Origin of the sequence: Klebsiella sp. P1CD1 (genome assembly GCF_003790505.1) — a bacterium.
GTDB classification, from domain to species: Bacteria; Pseudomonadota; Gammaproteobacteria; order Enterobacterales; family Enterobacteriaceae; genus Klebsiella; species Klebsiella variicola.
Genome location: NZ_CP033631.1, coordinates 3,768,340 through 3,786,435, shown reverse-complemented (window position 1 = coordinate 3,786,435; position 18,096 = coordinate 3,768,340). Strand labels below are relative to the sequence as shown.

Sequence of the window (18,096 nt, the reverse complement as noted above, 5' to 3'; positions counted from 1 at the left end):
CTCGGTGAAGCAGGGGAGCGGTTAGTCCCGGCTGGCGAAGCCCAGGATGCTCAGCAGGCTGACAAAGATGTTGTACAGCGAGACATACAGGCTGACCGTGGCGCGGATGTAGTTGGTTTCACCGCCGCGGATGATGTTGCTGGTCTCGAACAGGATGGCACCCGAAGAGATCAGGATGAACACCGCGCTAATCGCCAGATGAAGCGCCGGCAGCTGCAGGAACAGGTTAGCGACCATACCAATCAGGACGACCACCACGCCCGCCATCAGCATTCCGCCGAGGAATGACATATCTTTGCGCGTCGTCAGCACGTAGGCCGAGCAGCAGAAGAAGACCAGTGCGGTGCCGCCCAGCGCCAGGCCGATCAAATCGCCCATGCCGGCAGAAAGGTACGCGTTCAGCATCGGCCCAAGGATATAGCCGAGGAACCCAGTGAAAGCGAAGGCGGAAATAATCCCGGTGGGTTTATTCGCCGTTTTGTAGGTCAGGAACATCAGACCGTACATCCCCACGAGGGTTAAAATCAGCCCCGGGGAAGGGAGCATCAGCACCGTGCTGGCGGTGGCGGTGATAGCGGAAAACGCCAGCGTCAGGCTGAGCAAGAAGTAGGTGTTACGCAGAACCTTGTGCGTGCTGAGCAGCGAGGAACGGTCACGCGATGATGTAATTATGCGATCCATGAGTCACTCTCTTATGACAGATGTAATTAGGGATAAAGAATAAGAAAAACAAGCGTGAAGCCCTAATGCTTTTACCCATCTTTACTTAGCTTTTGCCGCTTTTGTCCAGCATAAAATTCTACATGGATTGGGAAAAGCGATATGTTTTCGCGTTTCGCTTCGGTGAGCCGATCGAAATCTTATAGGTTGCTGAAATATATTGCTTTATTTAAATTCTGCGACTAAGTGTGGAAGGGGGAATAACTCCGTACGTTAAAGGCAAAGGGAAATGACATTACACAAAAACAATCACATCACGCGGACGCTCCTGGCAATGAGTCTGATGGTCATAACCGGTGGGGCGCTGGCGGCACAGGTGCCGCCTGGCATCCAGCTGGCGGAAAAGCAGGAGCTGGTCAGAAATAACGGCAGTGAACCTGCCTCACTCGATCCGCATAAAGTCGAGAGCGACATTGAATTCAACATCATTAGCGATCTCTTTGAAGGGCTGGTCAGCGTGACGCCTGCGGGGGCGATCCAGCCCCGGCTGGCGGAGCGCTGGGAAAACAAGGACAACCTGTTATGGACCTTCCATTTACGCCCCGGTCTGACCTGGTCCGACGGCACGGCCATCACGGCGCAGGATATCGTCTGGAGCTGGCAACGGCTGGTCTCGCCGGCCACCGCCTCGCCCTATGCGAGCTATCCCGGCAATATGCATATCGCCAACGCTCGCGAAATTGCCCTGGGGCAAAAGGGACCCGAGACGCTGGGGGTGAAAGCGCTGAATGACTCCACGCTGCAGGTCACTCTGAGCCAGCCGAATGCCGCTTTCCTGGCGATGCTGGCGCACCCTTCGCTGGTACCGATCGACAAAGTGCTGGTGGAGCGTTTTGCCGATAAATGGACCCGACCAGAGCATATCGTCACCAGCGGCCCGTATAAGCTGACCCAATGGGTGGTGAATGAGCGGCTGGTGGCTGAACGTAATGCGAAGTACTGGGATAATGCGCACACCGTTATTAATAAAGTGACTTACCTGCCTATCTCTTCGGAGGCTGCCGATGTCAACCGCTACAAAGCGGGGGAGATCGATATTGTTTATACGGTGCCGATCAATCAGTTTGCGCAGTTGCAGAAAACCATGGGCGATCAGCTGGACGTTTCGCCGCAGCTGGCGACCTATTACTACGAATTCAATACTACCCGCCCGCCGTTTAACGACGCCCGCGTGCGGCGCGCGCTGAATATGGCGCTTGATAAAGATATCATTGCCGGAAAAGTGCTTGGCCAGGGGCAGCGACCGGCCTGGGTGATCAGCCAGCCGGATATCGGCGGCGTGACGCTGCACAACCCGGACTACGCCAGCTGGCCGCGCGAGAAGCGGATTGCTGAGGCGAAAAAACTGCTGGCGCAGGCGGGGTATGATGACAGTCACCCATTGGTCTTTACCCTGCTGTATAACACCTATGAGTCGCACCAGCGTATCGCCATCGCCGCCAGCTCTATGTGGAAGAAAAACCTCGGCGTCGAGGTGAAGCTGCAGAACCAGGAGTGGAAGACGATGCTGGATACCATGCATACCCATAACTTTGACGCCGTCCGCTATGCCTGGATCGCCGATTACGACGATGCCGCCACTTTCCTCAATACGTTCCGTACCGGTGATAGCGAGAACACCAGTCAGTACAGCAACCCTGCTTACGATGAGGCCCTGCGCAATGCGGCGAAAGCCTCCGACGTAGCGACACGGGGCAAATACTATCAGCAGGCGGAAGATCTGCTGGCGCAGGATGTTCCCGCCATTCCGGTCTATCACTATGTGCGTACCCATTTAGTGAAACCCAGGGTGGGCGGTTTCACGCCGGATAAGCTGGGGTATTACTACACCAAAGACATGTACATTAAAAAATAGCCCTCTGGATAGCGGTGAGGGCGCTGATTTTCTGTGCGAACTGCCTGAAATTCAGACGAATAACACAAGATTGTTTGTTTTTAAGGCAGTTGAACAAAATGGTGCTTTACAGCATCCGCCGAGGTGTTTATAGTGCGCCTCACACCGGAAGTGTGGCCGAGCGGTTGAAGGCACCGGTCTTGAAAACCGGCGACCCGAAAGGGTTCCAGAGTTCGAATCTCTGCGCTTCCGCCATATAAAAGAAGGGGTTACCGAAAGGTAACCCCTTCTTGCTTTTACCTGTAGCCGTCCTGACTGCACTTCACCTTCACCTCCCGACTCCGCAAACCCGCCATGTCTGTAGCGTTATCGCTGGCGAAAAGGTGACGATCAATCCATTGCAAATGGTTGTTATTTTAATTATTCAGCCTCTCGTTATAAACGGCAATGGTGCTGAGGAATAAAAACCATTCGGCAAAATATCTTCGTCTATACTTGGAAAAATGATGATTTACCTGCCATGGTTTTTACGCAGATACAGAGACCAGAGAGGTCAGCATGCCTGACATTAACCCGCAAAATATCAAAGAATTACGGGCGTTGGTTGAACAGCAATTACAGTACACATTGTGTGTTAGCTTAAATAAAGCTACGCATGGCGATATTTTTAACGCGGTGGCGCTGGCCATTCGTCATTTTCAACAGGATCATTTTTTGTTGAGCCAGACGCGGCAACGTGAAGAGCGTAAAAAGCGTGTTTACTATCTGTCGATGGAATTTTTACTGGGACAGTCGCTGCGTAATAACCTTTTGAATATGAATTTACTGGCGGAGATGCACCAGGTGGTGAATGACCTGGGGTTTGATCTTGACCACCTTCTTGACGAAGAGCCCGACGCCGCGCTGGGTAACGGAGGGTTAGGGCGCTTAGCCGCCTGTTTTATCGATTCGATGGCTACCCTTGATATTGCCGCATCCGGGCATGGCATCAAATACGAATATGGCCTTTTTCGCCAATCCTTTCAAAATGACCAGCAGATCGAGCATCCGGATGACTGGCATTCGATGCACTCCCCGTGGCTGGTCGAACACCATGCTCAGCAAATCCTGATCCCGCTGGGGGGCTATATTGAACACAGCGAAGATATTGATGGCAATTACAATCCAATGTGGCTGGGTTGGAAAACCATCGTCGGTATACCCCATGACTATTTCGTTTCCGGTTACCGGGATACGACGACCAACAAGCTGCGGCTTTATAGCGCGGTGGCCTCTGACTCCTTTAATATCCATATTTTCAATCGCGGTGATTATATCAAGGCGGTGAGTGATAAAATCGCGTCGGAGAATATTTCAAAAATACTCTATCCATCCGATGAGGTGCTGACCGGAAAAGAGCTGCGGCTGACGCAAGAGTATTTTCTGGTGGCCTGTACGCTGCGGGATATATTTCGCGACTATGCCGAGGTTAATGACGATATTACTTTCCTGCCGCAGCATGTGGCGATTCAGCTGAATGACACCCATCCGGCATTAGCGGTGGTGGAGCTGATGCGTATCCTCGTCGATGAATACCGGCTGCCCTGGGAGCAGGCGTGGGAGATAACGCAAAACACCTGTGCCTACACGAATCATACGTTGATGCCGGAAGCGCTGGAGACCTGGCCGGTGACGCTGTTTGAAAAACTGCTGCCGCGTCATTTGCAAATTATATTTGAGATCAACCATCGCTTCCTTGAAGAGGTAGCCCGGCGCTGGCCGGATAAAAATCATCTGTTATCTTCGCTGTCTTTAATCGACGAACATCACGATAAGCAAATCCGTATGGCCAATCTGGCGATTGTCGGTAGCCATCGCGTGAACGGGGTAGCATGGCTGCATTCGGAACTGGTCAAGAAACAACTGGTGCCGGACTTCTATTTTATGACCCCGGAGAAATTCATTAATCAGACCAACGGCGTCACGCCGCGACGCTGGGTGCAGCAGGCTAACCCCGGCCTGGCAGCATTTTTGCACCAACAGCTGGGGGAAGGGTGGCCAACCGATTTACCCTTGCTGTCCAGTCTGGAAAGCCTGGCCGATGATACTGCTGTTATTGATAATATCCGGGCCATTAAATTTGCCAACAAAACCGCGCTCAGCCAGCTGGTCGCTCAACGCTATGGCATCGCCCTCGATCCGCTGGCGATGTTTGATTGTCAGGTCAAACGTATTCATGAATATAAGCGTCAGTTGCTCAATATTCTTCACGTGATCGCGCTTTATCTGGATATCAAAGAGACAGGGAAAACTATCGCGCCTAAGGTGCATTTGTTTGCGGGTAAAGCGGCGCCGGGCTATCGGATGGCGAAGCTGATTATTCAGTTGATTAATACCGTCGCCCGGAAAATTAACCGCGACCCGCAGGTTGCCGGGCAGCTTAAAGTGGTTTTCCTCGAAGATTATAAAGTTTCGCTGGCGGAAAAAATCATTCCGGCCACAGATCTCTCCGAGCAAATTTCCACCGCCGGGACCGAGGCGTCCGGCACCAGCAATATGAAGTTTGCCATGAACGGCGCGTTAACCATCGGCACCTATGATGGGGCGAATATCGAAATCCGCGAGGCCGTGGGGATCGATAATTTTTATCTGTTTGGCGCCGTGGCGGAAGAGATTGAAGAGAGCCGGCGCCTTGGGCATCACCATAATTTCTATCATCAGAACCCGGCTATGGCGCGTGTTGTCGATACCCTCGTGTCTGGGTTGTTCACCAGCGATCGTGAGCTGTTTGCACCACTTCACCACATGTTGACTGAGGGCGATCATTACTGTCATTTACTGGATTTCGACAGTTATTGTCAGGCCCAGCGGCAGGCGATGGCCGATTTTGAACTGCCGGAACAATGGCACCGTCGGGCCTTACTCAATATTTGTCGGATGGGAGAATTTTCCAGCGACAGAACCATACGTGGCTACGCCCGGGATATTTGGGGTATCACCTGCTAAAGAGAGAACACGCCGGCCGAAAAAGGGACTCGTCGACGGATATCAGTCACTATTGAGGATGAGCATGAACGTTGAATTACATACCGAGCAGGGCGTAAAAATTATTGTACCTCTTGTGCGCCGACTGGATGCTTCCGTCGTGCAGGCGTTTAAGCAGCAGGTTCTGGAGGCTATCGACCCGGATACCAAAAACGTGCTGCTGGATCTGAGCCACGTCGATTTCATCGACAGTAGCTGTCTTGGCGCGCTGGTATCCATTCTGAAAAGCGTCAACGGTCAGGGCGAGCTGGTGCTGTGTTCGCTCAATGACACGATTAAAAACCTGTTTAAGCTCACCCGTATGGATCGCATCTTTTCTATTAAGGAGACTCGACAGGATGCGCTGAACACGTTCACTCAGTGATGACGTTGGTGCAGACCCGCGGGTGATGGAGCGCCCGCTTATTCTTCGACAATCCGCGCCTTCGGTTTGCTCAGCAGGAGCATCACCAGCGCGACGTAGGGCATCGGCTTCCAGAAATAGTAGCCCTGCAGCAGATGAATATTCTGGCGATTGAGATACTCCAGCTGGACCTGGGTTTCGACACCCTCGGCAATGATGCGCAGTGACAGCGTCCTGGCCATCTCTATCACGCAGTCCAGCAGCTTGCTTGACGGCGCCTCCCCGGTTACCCGGCCGACAAAACTCTGATCGATTTTGATATAGTCGAAAATCAGCTCGTGGAGACAGGAAAGCCCGGAATAGCCGGTGCCAAAGTCGTCCAGCGCGATGGAAAACCCGCGGGAGTGTAACGTATTGAGCTTGTCCACGACCGCGTCGTTGAGCAACAGCGGCTCCTGCTCCGTGATCTCCAGCATCAGCTTCACCGCTTTCCCCTCAAAGCCGCGCTGATAGTGCAGGCAGTCATCGATAAACGACGGGGCGTTAATGTGTGACACGCTGATATTCAGGCCAATATGAAACCCATCCGGCAGCTTACTGAAGATGGGATTCATCTGGGCGGCGACCTGCGCCATCAGGCTGCGGGTCAGCGGGATAATTAAGCCGGTACGTTCGGCCAGTGGAATAAATTCCGCGGGCGAACGCCGCTGTGTGGTAGCATTTTTCCAGCGGGCGAGAATTTCCACACCGTATATCTCCCCCGTTTTCCCATTCACGACGGGCTGGTAGAAGGGAACGATATACCCCTGGGCGATGGCGTAGCGCAGGTTTTCTTCTTCAGAGGTATAGACATTCAGGTATTTGCGCAGCAGGAAATAAAATAATAGCGAGACAGAGAAAATGAAAATCAGCAGACCGAAGCCATTTTGAAATAAGCGACTGGGGCTAAAAAAAGGCGACTCGGGATAGATAATGCGAAACGGGTAGTCCGGTGAGCTAAATATATCCTGATGCGGGCTGGCTTTCAGCGGCCCCACATCGCCATATCTGGCGATCATCTGATGGTTGACCGAGAGCGCCAGTCCGGCGTTATCCTCATCGCTATACAAGGCATCGCGCAAATGGATGTCGCTGATACTGACAATGACTCTCACCTGCGCTGAACGCGTATGATAGATCAGCACCGGCCGCTTGTTAACCATCATCCTGGCGGGCAGCAGCTGCAGCTTCTCATCAGGCAAGGATTCCGGATGGAGCGTCAGGACTCGGTTGCCGGGGAGTGATGAGCACCACACCTGGCCATCTTTTATCAGCAGAATAGTGCGCAGGTGTGGCTGCAGGGCGGCCTCCGTTCCGAGCTGAAATTGACCCTGACCAGAGCAACCGCTGCGGCTAACGTTCAGCGCCGTGGCCGTCGCCGCATGGGCCTCATCCAGAATGGCTGCGATCTTTTTCGCCGCCTGACGGGCGGCCGCGACATGAGTCGCCTGGTCCGAATGCCACAGTTGCCAGTTAATGACGAACACGCCAGCAAGAAACACCACCAGCGCCAGGGAAAAGGCAATCCATGCGTTTCGCCGCTTTATCTCTTTCATTTATCGTGCGTGCCAGGGTGAGTGTGCATAAAGTTAATCATCCCTCTGACGGTAAAGGCTTTTTAATGATCGTAGAAGGGGGATATCTTTCGTGATGACGGCGCATATTAAAAACATGATCAGTATCACAATACCCGCCAGCAAAGACCGCAGATAACGTGCAGAGGCGGCTGTTCTGTCACGAAGGTAATAAAAAAATCGCAGCTTAATGTTTTCTTAATCTAAATTTCGGGGATGGATGGTTTTAAGCATTTTCTAATCCCTAATAACCGACCGGCGCTATTTTTTGCTTTTTTAAGTTTATGATAATTGTTTTCATTATCATTCTTTTTTTGCTGTGATTTAATCCTCTCCGCTCAGGCTATTTACCGTTTATTGCCCTATTTCATTAAGGATGCGTTCATGAAATTTCGCTTATCGCCCCTCCGTACGGCAGCGCTGGTTGCCGCTTCTCTGTTTCTGGCGCCGCAGGGGATGGCGGCTGACGCTCAGAACGGGATTGTGGTCTACAACGCCCAGCACGAAAATCTGGTGAAGTCGTGGGTGGATGGATTCACCAAAGAGACCGGTATTAAGGTCACGCTGCGCAATGGCGATGACAGTGAGCTGGGTAATCAGCTGGTTCAGGAAGGCTCCGCGTCGCCGGCCGATGTGTTTCTGACCGAGAACTCGCCGTCGATGGTGCTGGTCGATAATGCCAAACTTTTCGCCCCGCTGGATGCCGCCACCCTGCAGCAGGTTCCGGCGCAGTACCGTCCGCAGCATGGGCGCTGGATCGGCATTGCCGCGCGCAGCACCGTTTTTGTCTACAACCCGGCGAAAATCAGCGAGGCGCAGCTGCCGCATTCCCTGATGGATCTGGCAAAACCGGAGTGGAAAGGGCGCTGGGCGGCTTCGCCATCGGGGGCTGATTTCCAGGCTATCGTCAGCGCGATGCTGGCGCTGAAGGGTGAGCAGGCGACTCTCGACTGGCTGAAGGCGATGAAAACCAACTTTGTCGCCTATAAAGGCAACAGCACGGTGATGAAAGCGGTCAACGCCGGACAGATCGACGGCGGGGTGATCTACCACTACTATCGCTTCGTCGATCAGTCCAAAACCGGCGAGAACAGCAAAAACACCCAACTGTATTACTTCAAACACCAGGATCCGGGCGCCTTCGTCAGCATTTCCGGAGGCGGTGTGCTGGCTTCCAGCAAACATAAGGCGCAGGCGCAGGCCTTTATTAAATGGATCACCGGCAAGCAGGGGCAGGATGCACTGCGCACCAATAACGCCTTCGAGTATGCCGTGGGGGTAGATGCGGCCTCTAACCCGAAACTGACCCCGCTGAAAGATCTGGATGCACCGAAGGTAGAACCTTCCTCGCTGAACAGTAAAAAGGTCATTGAGCTGATGACGCAGGCTGGCCTGCTCTGATCCTGAGGAAGTGATGTTGCTATGTCTGTTCTGAGTTTGTCGCTCGGAAAGAAAACAGGACGCCTGCCCGAGCGCAGGCGTCCTGCATTTCCGATGGTGGCGTTAGCGCTGCTGTTTTCATTGCTGGCGCTGTTGCCGTTAGGGTTTGTGGTGGCGGTTGGGTTCGACACCGGCTGGCCGACCATTAAAGCGCTGGTCTTTCGTCCGCGGGTAGGGGAGCTGCTCAGCAATACCCTGTGGCTGACGGTGCTGGCGGTCCCCATCAGTATTTTGCTCGGCGTGACGCTGGCCTGGCTGACGGAACGTACTGCCCTTGCCGGTCGGCAGCTGTGGTCGGCGCTGGCGGTAGCCCCGCTGGCGATCCCGGCCTTTGTCCAGAGCTACGCCTGGGTCAGTGCCGTGCCTTCGCTGCATGGCCTCTCCGCCGGGGTGTTTCTCTCGGTGCTCGCCTACTATCCGTTTATTTATATGCCGGTGGCGGCCGTGCTGCGCCGCCTCGATCCCACCCTTGAAGATGTCGCCGCGTCGCTGGGCACGCCGCCGTGGAAAGTGTTCTTCCGGGTGGTGCTCCCGCAGCTGCGTCTGGCAATCTGCGGCGGTGCGCTGCTGGTGGCCCTGCATCTGCTGGCGGAATATGGCCTGTATGTGATGATCCGCTTCGATACCTTCACGACCGCTATTTACGATCAGTTCCAGTCGACCTTCAGCGGTCCGGCCGCCAATATGCTGGCAGGAGTGCTGGCCTTGTGCTGCCTGGCGATCCTGCTGCTGGAGAGCGCCTCACGCGGTAAAGCGCGTTACGCGCGTATCGGCGCCGGGGCAGCCCGCGAGCAGAAGCGGCTTGTGCTGGGTAAAGGGGCCGCTTTTGGCGCGCAGCTACTGCTTCTGCTGCTGGTGATGCTGGCGATGGGGGTTCCCTTACTGGTCCTGTGCCGCTGGCTATGGCTGGGCGGCATCGACAACTGGCTGCATGCCGATCTCTGGCATTCTCTGCGCCAGACCCTGCTCCTGGGGGCGGGCGGGGCGCTGCTGACAACGGTTTGCGCGATCCCCATTGCGTGGCTCGGCGTGCGCTATCCGCGCCCGCTGTTCCGCCTGCTGGAGGGGTGTAATTACATCACCAGCTCGCTGCCCGGTATTGTCACCGCGCTGGCGCTGGTGACGGTCACCATCCACTACGCCCGTCCGGTGTACCAGACCGAAGTGACGCTGTTTCTGGCCTATCTGTTGATGTTTATGCCGCGAGCGCTGATTAACCTGCGCGCCGGTATCGCGCAGGCGCCGGTGGAGCTGGAAAACGTTGCCCGTAGTCTCGGACGCAGTCCGGCCCGCGCCCTGTGGAGTATCACTATGCGGCTTGCCGCGCCGGGCGCGGCTGCAGGTGCCGCGCTGGTGTTCCTTGGCGTCAGCAATGAGCTCACCGCCACACTACTGCTTTCGCCGTTAGGCACCCGCACCTTGTCGACCGGTTTCTGGGCGTTAACCAGTGAGATCGACTACGTAGCGGCGGCACCGTACGCGCTATTGATGATCGTCATTTCGCTGCCGCTGACCGCGGTTCTTTATATGCAGTCGAAAAAAATGGCAGGGTTGTAACATGCTGGAATTGTCTTCTATTTCGAAATCCTTCGCTGATGCGCTGGTCCTCGATAATCTCAATCTGACCGTAGCGCCGGGGAGCCGGACGGCCATTGTTGGTCCGTCGGGTTCGGGAAAAACCACGCTGCTGCGCATTCTCGCCGGTTTTGAAACGCCCGATCGCGGGCGGATCGTCATGCACGGTAAGTCTCTGTTTGCCGATGGTGTGTTTGTCCCCGCCCACCAGCGACGGATCGGCTATGTTCCGCAGGAAGGGGCGCTGTTTCCTCATCTTAATGTTGCGGACAATATCGCCTGGGGGCTCGACGCCAGCCGTGAGGAGAAGCGTCGCCGCGTGGGGGCGCTAATGGAGATGGTCGCCCTCGACGCTGGCCTGGCGAGTCACTGGCCACACGAAATTTCCGGTGGCCAGCAGCAGCGTGTTGCCCTGGCCCGCGCCCTGGCTCAGCAGCCGGCGCTGATGCTGCTGGATGAGCCGTTTTCTGCACTGGATACCGGGCTGCGCGCCAGCACACGCAAAGCGACGGCGGACCTGCTGGCCGAGACGGGGATCGCCTCGATTCTGGTGACTCATGACCAGAACGAGGCGCTGTCGTTCGCTACGCAGGTGGCGGTAATGCGTCAGGGGCGCTTCGCCCAGGTTGGAACCCCGCTGACGGTTTACTCGCAGCCGGTGGATGAAGAGACGGCGTTATTTCTCGGCGATGCCCTGATCCTCCCCGCACGCCTTAGCCCCGGCCGGGCAAGCTGCGCGCTGGGGGACCTGGCGACGGACGCACTGCATCCTGCTGGCGAAGGTAGGGTGATGCTGCGTCCGGAACAGCTGAGCGTCAGTGTGAGCGGGCCGCAGGAAAGTACCGCCATTATCCGCGATGTCGATTTCTCAGGCCAGCTTTCCACGTTGACGCTGTCGATGGCTGGGCACGAGCGGCCGATTGTCCTGCGAACCGTGAGCCAGCCGGCGTGGCAGCCCGGCGCGATGGTGAGACTGACGGTCAGCGGCAAGGCGCGAGTGTTTAGCGGCTAATCCCTGAGCAGGCGGCGCCGGCTATCGACGGCGCCGCACGGAAAGCTAATTAGATGGCGGATGAAGCCGCTAGTATCCGCGCCACTGACCTCGTCGCCATGGAGTGGTAGTACGTTGGAACAATTCCGCGGGGTCAGTCCAGTTCCCGCCATTTTACCGAACCGTCGCTTTTTCATTCGTCCCGCTACGCTTAACTGTTATCCTGTCTCGCGATCGGCCCTGTTGTTACCATGAGACACCGCTATGCCTGAACTCCATACTCCTGCGAATCGCCCCGGCCCGGCCGCTGTGGCCCGGGTGACGCTCCTGCCTGCGCTGCTGGTTATCGTCGCTGTTGCTGTCGGCTGCGCCCTGGTGTCGCCTCCGGTCGGTACACGACACGAGATCCTGACTAACCCCGGCCTCTATATCGATCTGCTGGCGTTGTTGTTTCTGGTGTTTATGCTGTGGAGCTCGGCGAAGGTGCGGATGAGCCACATTGCCGTCAACTGGGTACGCTATGGGCTGCTGTTGTGGATTGCCGGCGGCACCTTTGATGTGATGGATGAGATCGTGGTTCAGCCGCGCTGGATGGGCTACTACTGCGAAGATCTGCTGCGCCTCTCCGGGATGCTGCTGACCGTGGTGGGGGTCTACAAAATTATTGAGCGAATCAATTTGCTGTACGTCGATGCGCGCTCGCAATCCCTGAAGGATGAACTGACCCAGTTACCCAACCGGCGTTTTTTCATTGATACCATTCGCGAGAAGTCCGGGCATGCGCTGGGACTCATGATTCTGGATATCGATTTTTTTAAGAAAATCAACGATAGCTGGGGCCACCTGGTGGGGGATGAAGTGTTATTTTCGCTGGGGAAACAGCTGGCGAAACTAACCAGCGAGCAGGTCCAGCCGGCGCGGATCGGTGGGGAAGAGTTCGCCATTATCGTCGATGGCCTGTCGGAGCCCGAGCTGCACGCTCTGGCGCAGTCGATCCTTGCTAACGCTCGCACCATCCTGATCAATCATCAGACGCCGCTGTCGATCAGCATTGGCGTCGGAACCTGGCGGCCAGGCGAAGCGCAGGAGACGTTTATCCGTAAAGTCGACGAGGCGCTGTACAAGGCCAAGCATAACGGCCGCGGCCGCGTGGAGTGGGCGCCATCTGCCGGTGCGGCAGGTTAGGCCTGCTGCGCGCTACGGCAGTGTCGCCGATACTCCGATGGCGAGCGTTCTGTGTAGCGTTTAAAAACCCGGCAAAAATAGTTGCTGTCGACAAAGCCGCAATTGTGCGCAATCTCTTTCACCTTCAGGTCATAGCCGCGCAATAGCTGCTTCGCCTTTTCCAGACGGACACGGGTCAGATATTCATTAAATCCCACCGAGCCTGATTTCTGAAAAATATGCGAAAGATAGTTGGGCGTGATGTGAAAACGTTTGGCTACCGATTCCCGCGTCAGCGGTAGACTGAGATTTTCCTCGAGGTAGTCCTGGACGGCGAGAAACAGATCCCGGCTGCGGCTGACGCGCATCTCCAGCCCGACCAGCTGTTCACGACAATGACTCAGCAGCGCGGCGATCACCAGTCGCGCGGTCAGCGGATCGGGCTGCAGGCTGACTTCATTCAGGCTCAGCAACAGGTAGGAACCCACGCGCGGCCCAAGCCGGGAAACGCTCTGTTTTTCCGTGTACAGGCTTTTTCCGTCCCAGCGCTGAATACTGAATCCCAGTTTCTGCCGACCAAACAGAATGCTCAGGGTAGTGGCCGGACCGGTCCACTGCGGCAGCGTCCACTTCCCCGCCTGCACGTACAGTACCTGCAGCGTGGTTAACGTCGAGGCCGCCAGCGGCAGTCCCTGTTCATTCAGTTGGCCCTCCAGCACAATTTCCAGACGCGGAAACGGCACGTTGAAGGCGAGGGCAGGCACGGAGATATCCGGCTCAGGAAATCTCACCTGTAAGTGATCTTTTTGACCGATTAACCGATGCAGTATATCCGGCAGATCTTCAATCATTCTTTGCCCTCAGCATGCGCATTATCCTGTTGATGGTAATCTATTTTTTCCTTCCCGGCAGCGTTAGTTTAGCCATTTTGCGCAGCGGATTGCCGGCCAGCTGTAGCGCATGCATCGCCGGAAAAGAGATTATTGATGTCCATCACACTTTGTGGGCTCGCGTACGTATGTCCAGTTTTTTGTAGCGCTCGCCTCGTGTCATGCCGCGGAGGGACCAGTAGAGTTTGTTTGTGTTATCGGAACGTTAAAAAGGAACGTAAAATGAACTCATCATCGGCTAACTTTCTCGATGCGTTAGGCGCCAGCCAGACGCTCAGCGCGCAAATGAAACACGAGCTCGACACCCTCGGCTACACCGTCGTGCATAACGTCGTTGACGCCCAGTGGCTGAGCGAAATGCGCCTGCTCATTGACACCCTGGTTGAACGCGAAGGCGATAATCTGGCGATGGAGCACCATCAGGAGGCGACGGCGACGCGGATCGCTAACCTGATTAATAAGGGGGTTATCTGGGAGAAAGTCTGGTCACACCCGCTGATCCTCTCCGCTTGTCGCTATATCTTCAACGGGGATTTTAAAGTCTCCAGCCTGAACGCCCGCGAGGCGCTGTATAACGGCGGCCACCAGCCGCTGCACGCCGACTGGAAAAAGCCGCGCCCGGATTTTCCCAAAGTCCACCTGGTGAATACCATCTGGGCGATAGACGATTTGAGCGCCGCCAACGGCGCGCCGCGGATCATTCCTGGTACCCACCTCCGCCCCGAGTTACCAGAGGAGGTGCTGGCCGACCCGGAACAGGCCCATCCCGATGAGATTGTGTTTGCCGCGCCGGCTGGCAGCGTGATGATCTACAACGCCCACGCCTGGCACGGCGGCACCCGTAATCGTGAAGGCAGCAGACGACGCGTACTGCATGGGTTATATATCGATCGTGCGGATACGCCGCAGCAGGACCAGCGGCGTTGGCTCACGCCGGAGACGGCAAGCCGCCTGACGCCGGCGCAAAAGTGGCTGCTGGATGTAGAATAAGGTCTGTCGCCGGTCAGGGAAGTTCTACATAGACGACCGGCTTTTTCATGATGCTTTTCACGGCCTCGACGATCTGCTGCGGCTGCAGCAGGAAGCTCTTGATGCTGGTTTTAATCGTCCGCAGGCCGCGAAAGCGATGAGGGTCGTCGATTTCGATATCCGTCACCAGCAGCACCACTTCGGCGCGGGCGATATCTTCCGCGGTGATCCGATTTTCTACGCCGAGCGCCCCCTGGGTTTCCACCTTCAGGTGCCATTTTTCATGATGACCGACCTTTTCCAGTCGTTCGGCGGCCATGTAGGTATGCGCCACCCCGCTGACGCAGGCGGTGACGGCGACAATATTGAAGTCCATAACATCCTCCTGGCGTTAACCGCCGATAGTGACGTGGAAACCGGCCGCTTCGGCCATCACCCGATATGGTTGAATTTCCGCTTCGTCAGGCGCTTTCACGCTGGCCAGCGTCCAGGGTTTGCCCAGCAGACGGTATTTGGGCTCGCCATATTGATGAAACGGCAACAGGTGCATTTCTTTTAGCGCGAAAGGGGCGAGGAACGCCAGAATCTGGCGAAAATTATCGGTATTCAGTGTGTAGCCCGGGATCAGCGGCACCCGCGGGATCAGGTTGATTTTTCTCGCCGCCAGCTGGCGAAAATTGTCCAGCACCCGTGGCTGATTCATTCGCAGCAGCGACCGCGCCCGCTCAGGTTCCATGATTTTAAAATCAAACAGCACTTCATTGCAGGCTTCGGCCACCGGCAGGAAGCGGTCAAAAGCGCCGTCGCCCGCGGTTTCGATGGCGGTGCGGATCCCCCACTGGCGCAGGCGCTGGAGAAAGCGGGCGGCAAACCCGGCCTGCATGAGCACTTCGCCCCCGGAGAGGGTGACGCCGCCGCCGGAGGCGCGAAAGAAGACCTCATCCTTCAGCACCTCCTGCAACAGGTTATCCAGCGTCACATCGCGGCCAATCTGTTCCCACGCACCGGACGGACATTCGGCGACGTCCTGCTGGCAGCGGGTGCAGCGCAGGCATTTGCTCTCCCGGCGCAGGGTCTGAATCCTGGGTGAAATTGATTCGGGATTGGCGCACCACGGGCAGGTATGAGGGCAGCCTTTAAAAAAGACCACCGTGCGGATCCCCTGGCCATCGTTGAGCGAGTAGCGCTGGAGGTTAAAAATACGCGCCCGGTCGGCGCGCGTGTCGATGACCTCACAGCTGATGCGCGGTGCGGCGGATAATGTCATCCTGAATCTCCTTCGACAGCTCAACAAAGAAGGCGCTGTAGCCCGCGACCCGTACCACCAGACCGGCAAAGTCCTGCGGCCGCTGCTGCGCTTCACGCAGGGTGTCGGCATTGACCACGTTGAACTGAATATGCTGCAGCTTGAGCTTGCAGAAGGCCTGTAAAAAATCGGCCAGTTTGTTCAGGCCGCCGTCGCCGGCCAGCGTTGCCGGAGTGAATTTGACGTTCAGCAGCGTACCGTTCGACAGCAGATAGTTATCCAGCTTGCTGACCGATTTCAGCACTGCCGTCGGCCCCTGGGAATCCTGACCGACCATCGGCGACAGGCCGCCGTCCGCCAGCTGTTCGCCGGCCAGTCGCCCGTCCGGGGTGGCGCCCACCACCGAACCCAGCGGCACGTGCGCGGAGACGGTGTAGGAGCCGGGGGTAAAATGGCCGCCGCGCGGGTTCAGATACTGCTCGACTTCTTTGCAGTAAAAACGCAGCAGATCGGCGCTAATATTGTCGACATCGTCGATATCGTTGCCGTATTTGTCAAAATGGTTAATCAGCCGGGCGCGGATTTTTTCCCCTTCTGGCGTCTGGAAATTGGCTTTCAGCACGGCCATCAGTTGGTCAAAGCTGAGACGCTGCTGGTCGAAGACCATACCCTTCAGGGCGTACAGCGAATCGCTCAGGTTAGCGATTCCGATACCCTGAACGCCGGAGAAGTTATAGCGCGCGCCGCCAGCGGTGATATCTTTGCCGTGCTGCACGCAATCTTCAATGAACGAGGAGAGCAGCGGGACCGGCGCCCAGTCGCGGTGGCCGATATCGCAAATGTTGCTGCCCTCGACCATCAGCTTGATGTAATGGCGAATTTTGTCACGGATCTGGCAGATAAGGCCGTCCCAGCTGACGTCAGGCTGATGTTCATTTTCCTGCAGCACAATTTCCATCACCTTCAGCAGATTAAACATGGCGATATCATGCAGGCCGTAGGTGCGCCCTGGAATAGAGAGCTCCACGCAGCCGACCACCGCGTAATCGCGGGCATCTTCCAGCGACACGCCGCGGTTAAGGAAGGCCGGCACGACCACCTCATCGTTGAAAATCTGCGGGATCCCGGTACCCAGGCGAATGGTCTCAGCGGTTTTACGCAGGAACGGGCGATCAATCAGCTCGTTGACCCGCACGCCCAGATTCGGCTGCGGCAGCTGAACGTTTTGATAGGCGTCGAGGCATAAAAATGACAGCACGTTGACCGCGCTGCGCCCGGTGTCCGTCAGCCCGCCGAGCAGGGCGGTATAGCCGGTGGGAAAACCCGCGAAATAGCGCGCGCTGCTGGAGGAGCGTAGCAGGACGATATCGTTGCATTTCACCCACAGCGACTCCAGCAACTCCTTGAGATACGCGGGATCCTGACCCTGATTCAGCGATGCCTGATAAAACGGCAGCATATACTGGTCAAAACGCCCCAGCGAAATCGAGCTGGCATTGGATTCGTACTGCAGAATGATATTCATATACCAGAACAGCTGGCAGGCCTGGGGGAAGTCCGTTGGCCGGTGCTGCGCGTTGTGGCGCGAAATAGCGGCGATAGTTAACAGCTCCTGCTGACGCTGCGGGTCCTGACAGTGCCCAGCCATCTCCTCGGCCAGCGCGGCGTAGCGCAGAATATGGCGCTGGGAAGCTTCCAGCAGGATCAGTACCGCCTGATAAAAGGGGTTCTCCGGTTGCCGGGCGCAGTGCGTTTTGAGTTCGGCGACCAGGGCGCCAAGGCCATGATTCAGCAGCCGTGGATAGTCGATGATGATATGGCCCTGGCCTTTATCGGTCTGGTTCACGCTGAATATCTGGGTGTTGACGGCGGCCTTGACCTCTTCGGTCATCTGGCCGTTGATGAAATCTTTCATTGAACGCTTTTCCCAGTAGGGGTACAGCGTTTCGCGGTAGATTTGCTTATCTTCTTCGCTTATTGCGAAGCGGTCCTGTGGGCGGGTCGGAAAGGCGTCGAGCTCGTTGAGCAGCCAGTAGGGGTCCATCTCGGGCGACATAATCCCTGCCCGCGGTTTGACGGTGCGGTTGCCGGCGATCAGTTCATCCTCACGAATCGAAATCATCACCTTATCGAGGATCCACGCGGTGGCTTTCGCCCGGCGGATAATCACCGGCTCGCCCTCCGTCTGCCGATGGCTGGCAGTGTAGAGTAATGCGCGCTCAAGGGAGATTTCGCGCGGCTGGGCGAACAGGCTGGCTTTCAGGCGTTGGGTACGATTCGTCATGAT

At 56.3% G+C, this 18,096-nt stretch carries 13 protein-coding genes, 1 tRNA gene and 2 pseudogenes; 9 read left to right on the top strand and 7 right to left on the bottom strand.

From position 1 onward, the window contains the following. Positions 1–21: 21 nt before the first annotated feature. A complete protein-coding gene (gene yccA / locus DTA24_RS18930) occupies positions 22–681 on the bottom strand; it encodes an FtsH protease modulator YccA (protein WP_002898458.1) in 660 nt (219 codons plus the stop codon). Between the two features lie 268 nt (positions 682–949). Here yccA and DTA24_RS18925 point away from each other — a divergent pair, with 268 nt between their 5' ends. From DTA24_RS18925 to DTA24_RS18910, 4 genes are all read left to right on the top strand, one after another. After that, positions 950–2,575, top strand: coding sequence for an ABC transporter substrate-binding protein (locus DTA24_RS18925; protein ID WP_123837023.1), 1,626 nt, complete (start codon positions 950–952; stop codon positions 2,573–2,575). A 146-nt stretch (positions 2,576–2,721) separates the two neighbouring features. Continuing rightward, positions 2,722–2,809: transfer RNA gene (locus DTA24_RS18920), tRNA-Ser, on the top strand. A 303-nt stretch (positions 2,810–3,112) separates the two neighbouring features. Then, complete coding sequence (locus DTA24_RS18915) at positions 3,113–5,539, top strand: glycogen/starch/alpha-glucan phosphorylase (protein ID WP_039103047.1); 2,427 nt, start codon at positions 3,113–3,115, stop codon at positions 5,537–5,539. Positions 5,540–5,603: 64 nt separating this feature from the next. Then, a complete protein-coding gene (locus tag DTA24_RS18910) occupies positions 5,604–5,942 on the top strand; it encodes an STAS domain-containing protein (protein ID WP_012968602.1) in 339 nt (112 codons plus the stop codon). Between the two features lie 38 nt (positions 5,943–5,980). On the opposite strand, the pseudogene DTA24_RS28915 reads toward DTA24_RS18910, so the two are convergent. After that, a pseudogene (locus DTA24_RS28915) lies at positions 5,981–6,742 on the bottom strand (EAL domain-containing protein); the annotation flags it as partial. 159 nt (positions 6,743–6,901) lie between these two features. Then, positions 6,902–7,516: pseudogene (locus DTA24_RS28910) on the bottom strand (CSS-motif domain-containing protein); the annotation flags it as partial. Between the two features lie 402 nt (positions 7,517–7,918). On the opposite strand from DTA24_RS28910, the gene DTA24_RS18900 reads away from it, so the two are divergent. From DTA24_RS18900 to DTA24_RS18885, 4 genes are all read left to right on the top strand, one after another. Then, positions 7,919–8,935 carry an iron ABC transporter substrate-binding protein gene (locus tag DTA24_RS18900; RefSeq protein WP_004179245.1) on the top strand — a complete coding sequence of 339 codons (1,017 nt, stop codon included), beginning with the start codon at positions 7,919–7,921 and terminating at the stop codon, positions 8,933–8,935. Between the two features lie 21 nt (positions 8,936–8,956). Next, positions 8,957–10,531, top strand: a complete 1,575-nt coding sequence (locus tag DTA24_RS18895) for an ABC transporter permease (protein WP_023297342.1) — start codon at positions 8,957–8,959, stop codon at positions 10,529–10,531. A gap of 1 nt (position 10,532) precedes the next feature. Beyond that, positions 10,533–11,561: an ABC transporter ATP-binding protein gene (locus tag DTA24_RS18890; protein ID WP_004179253.1), complete on the top strand. Its 1,029-nt coding sequence runs from the start codon at positions 10,533–10,535 to the stop codon at positions 11,559–11,561. Positions 11,562–11,804: 243 nt separating this feature from the next. Further along, positions 11,805–12,725: a GGDEF domain-containing protein gene (locus DTA24_RS18885; protein WP_008805910.1), complete on the top strand. Its 921-nt coding sequence runs from the start codon at positions 11,805–11,807 to the stop codon at positions 12,723–12,725. Here the strand turns inward: DTA24_RS18885 and DTA24_RS18880 are convergent. Then, on the bottom strand, positions 12,722–13,555 hold the full coding sequence (locus DTA24_RS18880; RefSeq protein ID WP_023297344.1) for a helix-turn-helix transcriptional regulator: 834 nt from the start codon (positions 13,553–13,555) through the stop codon (positions 12,722–12,724). The genes DTA24_RS18885 and DTA24_RS18880 overlap by 4 nt on opposite strands. Positions 13,556–13,816: 261 nt before the next feature. Between DTA24_RS18880 and DTA24_RS18875 the strand changes: the two genes are divergently transcribed. Continuing rightward, complete coding sequence (locus DTA24_RS18875; protein WP_004183607.1) at positions 13,817–14,584, top strand: phytanoyl-CoA dioxygenase family protein; 768 nt, start codon at positions 13,817–13,819, stop codon at positions 14,582–14,584. A 13-nt stretch (positions 14,585–14,597) separates the two neighbouring features. On the opposite strand, the gene DTA24_RS18870 is transcribed toward DTA24_RS18875, so the two are convergent. From DTA24_RS18870 to DTA24_RS18860, 3 genes are read right to left on the bottom strand one after another with little or no spacing between them, the layout of a single operon-like run. Then, positions 14,598–14,939: a PTS fructose-like transporter subunit IIB gene (locus DTA24_RS18870; RefSeq protein WP_004179260.1), complete on the bottom strand. Its 342-nt coding sequence runs from the start codon at positions 14,937–14,939 to the stop codon at positions 14,598–14,600. Between the two features lie 15 nt (positions 14,940–14,954). Continuing rightward, positions 14,955–15,830 (bottom strand): [formate-C-acetyltransferase]-activating enzyme, encoded by an 876-nt coding sequence (locus DTA24_RS18865; protein ID WP_008805914.1) that lies wholly within the window; start codon positions 15,828–15,830, stop codon positions 14,955–14,957. Beyond that, the gene (locus DTA24_RS18860; protein ID WP_022065193.1) at positions 15,796–18,093 is read right to left on the bottom strand and encodes a formate C-acetyltransferase; all 2,298 of its coding nucleotides are present in this window, start codon (positions 18,091–18,093) and stop codon (positions 15,796–15,798) included. The genes DTA24_RS18865 and DTA24_RS18860 overlap by 35 nt, the downstream gene beginning before the upstream one ends. Positions 18,094–18,096 lie beyond the last annotated feature (3 nt).

Excerpts from the sequence above, each read along its gene's own strand:
- yccA (WP_002898458.1), bottom strand. The coding sequence starts at position 681 with ATGGATCGCATAATTACATCATCGCGTGACCGTTCCTCGCTGCTCAGC.
- DTA24_RS18925 (WP_123837023.1), top strand. The coding sequence starts at position 950 with ATGACATTACACAAAAACAATCACATCACGCGGACGCTCCTGGCAATG.
- DTA24_RS18915 (WP_039103047.1), top strand. The coding sequence starts at position 3,113 with ATGCCTGACATTAACCCGCAAAATATCAAAGAATTACGGGCGTTGGTT.
- DTA24_RS18910 (WP_012968602.1), top strand. The coding sequence starts at position 5,604 with ATGAACGTTGAATTACATACCGAGCAGGGCGTAAAAATTATTGTACCT.
- DTA24_RS18900 (WP_004179245.1), top strand. The coding sequence starts at position 7,919 with ATGAAATTTCGCTTATCGCCCCTCCGTACGGCAGCGCTGGTTGCCGCT.
- DTA24_RS18895 (WP_023297342.1), top strand. The coding sequence starts at position 8,957 with ATGTCTGTTCTGAGTTTGTCGCTCGGAAAGAAAACAGGACGCCTGCCC.
- DTA24_RS18890 (WP_004179253.1), top strand. The coding sequence starts at position 10,533 with ATGCTGGAATTGTCTTCTATTTCGAAATCCTTCGCTGATGCGCTGGTC.
- DTA24_RS18885 (WP_008805910.1), top strand. The coding sequence starts at position 11,805 with ATGCCTGAACTCCATACTCCTGCGAATCGCCCCGGCCCGGCCGCTGTG.
- DTA24_RS18880 (WP_023297344.1), bottom strand. The coding sequence starts at position 13,555 with ATGATTGAAGATCTGCCGGATATACTGCATCGGTTAATCGGTCAAAAA.
- DTA24_RS18875 (WP_004183607.1), top strand. The coding sequence starts at position 13,817 with ATGAACTCATCATCGGCTAACTTTCTCGATGCGTTAGGCGCCAGCCAG.
- DTA24_RS18870 (WP_004179260.1), bottom strand. The coding sequence starts at position 14,939 with ATGGACTTCAATATTGTCGCCGTCACCGCCTGCGTCAGCGGGGTGGCG.
- DTA24_RS18865 (WP_008805914.1), bottom strand. The coding sequence starts at position 15,830 with ATGACATTATCCGCCGCACCGCGCATCAGCTGTGAGGTCATCGACACG.
- DTA24_RS18860 (WP_022065193.1), bottom strand. The coding sequence starts at position 18,093 with ATGACGAATCGTACCCAACGCCTGAAAGCCAGCCTGTTCGCCCAGCCG.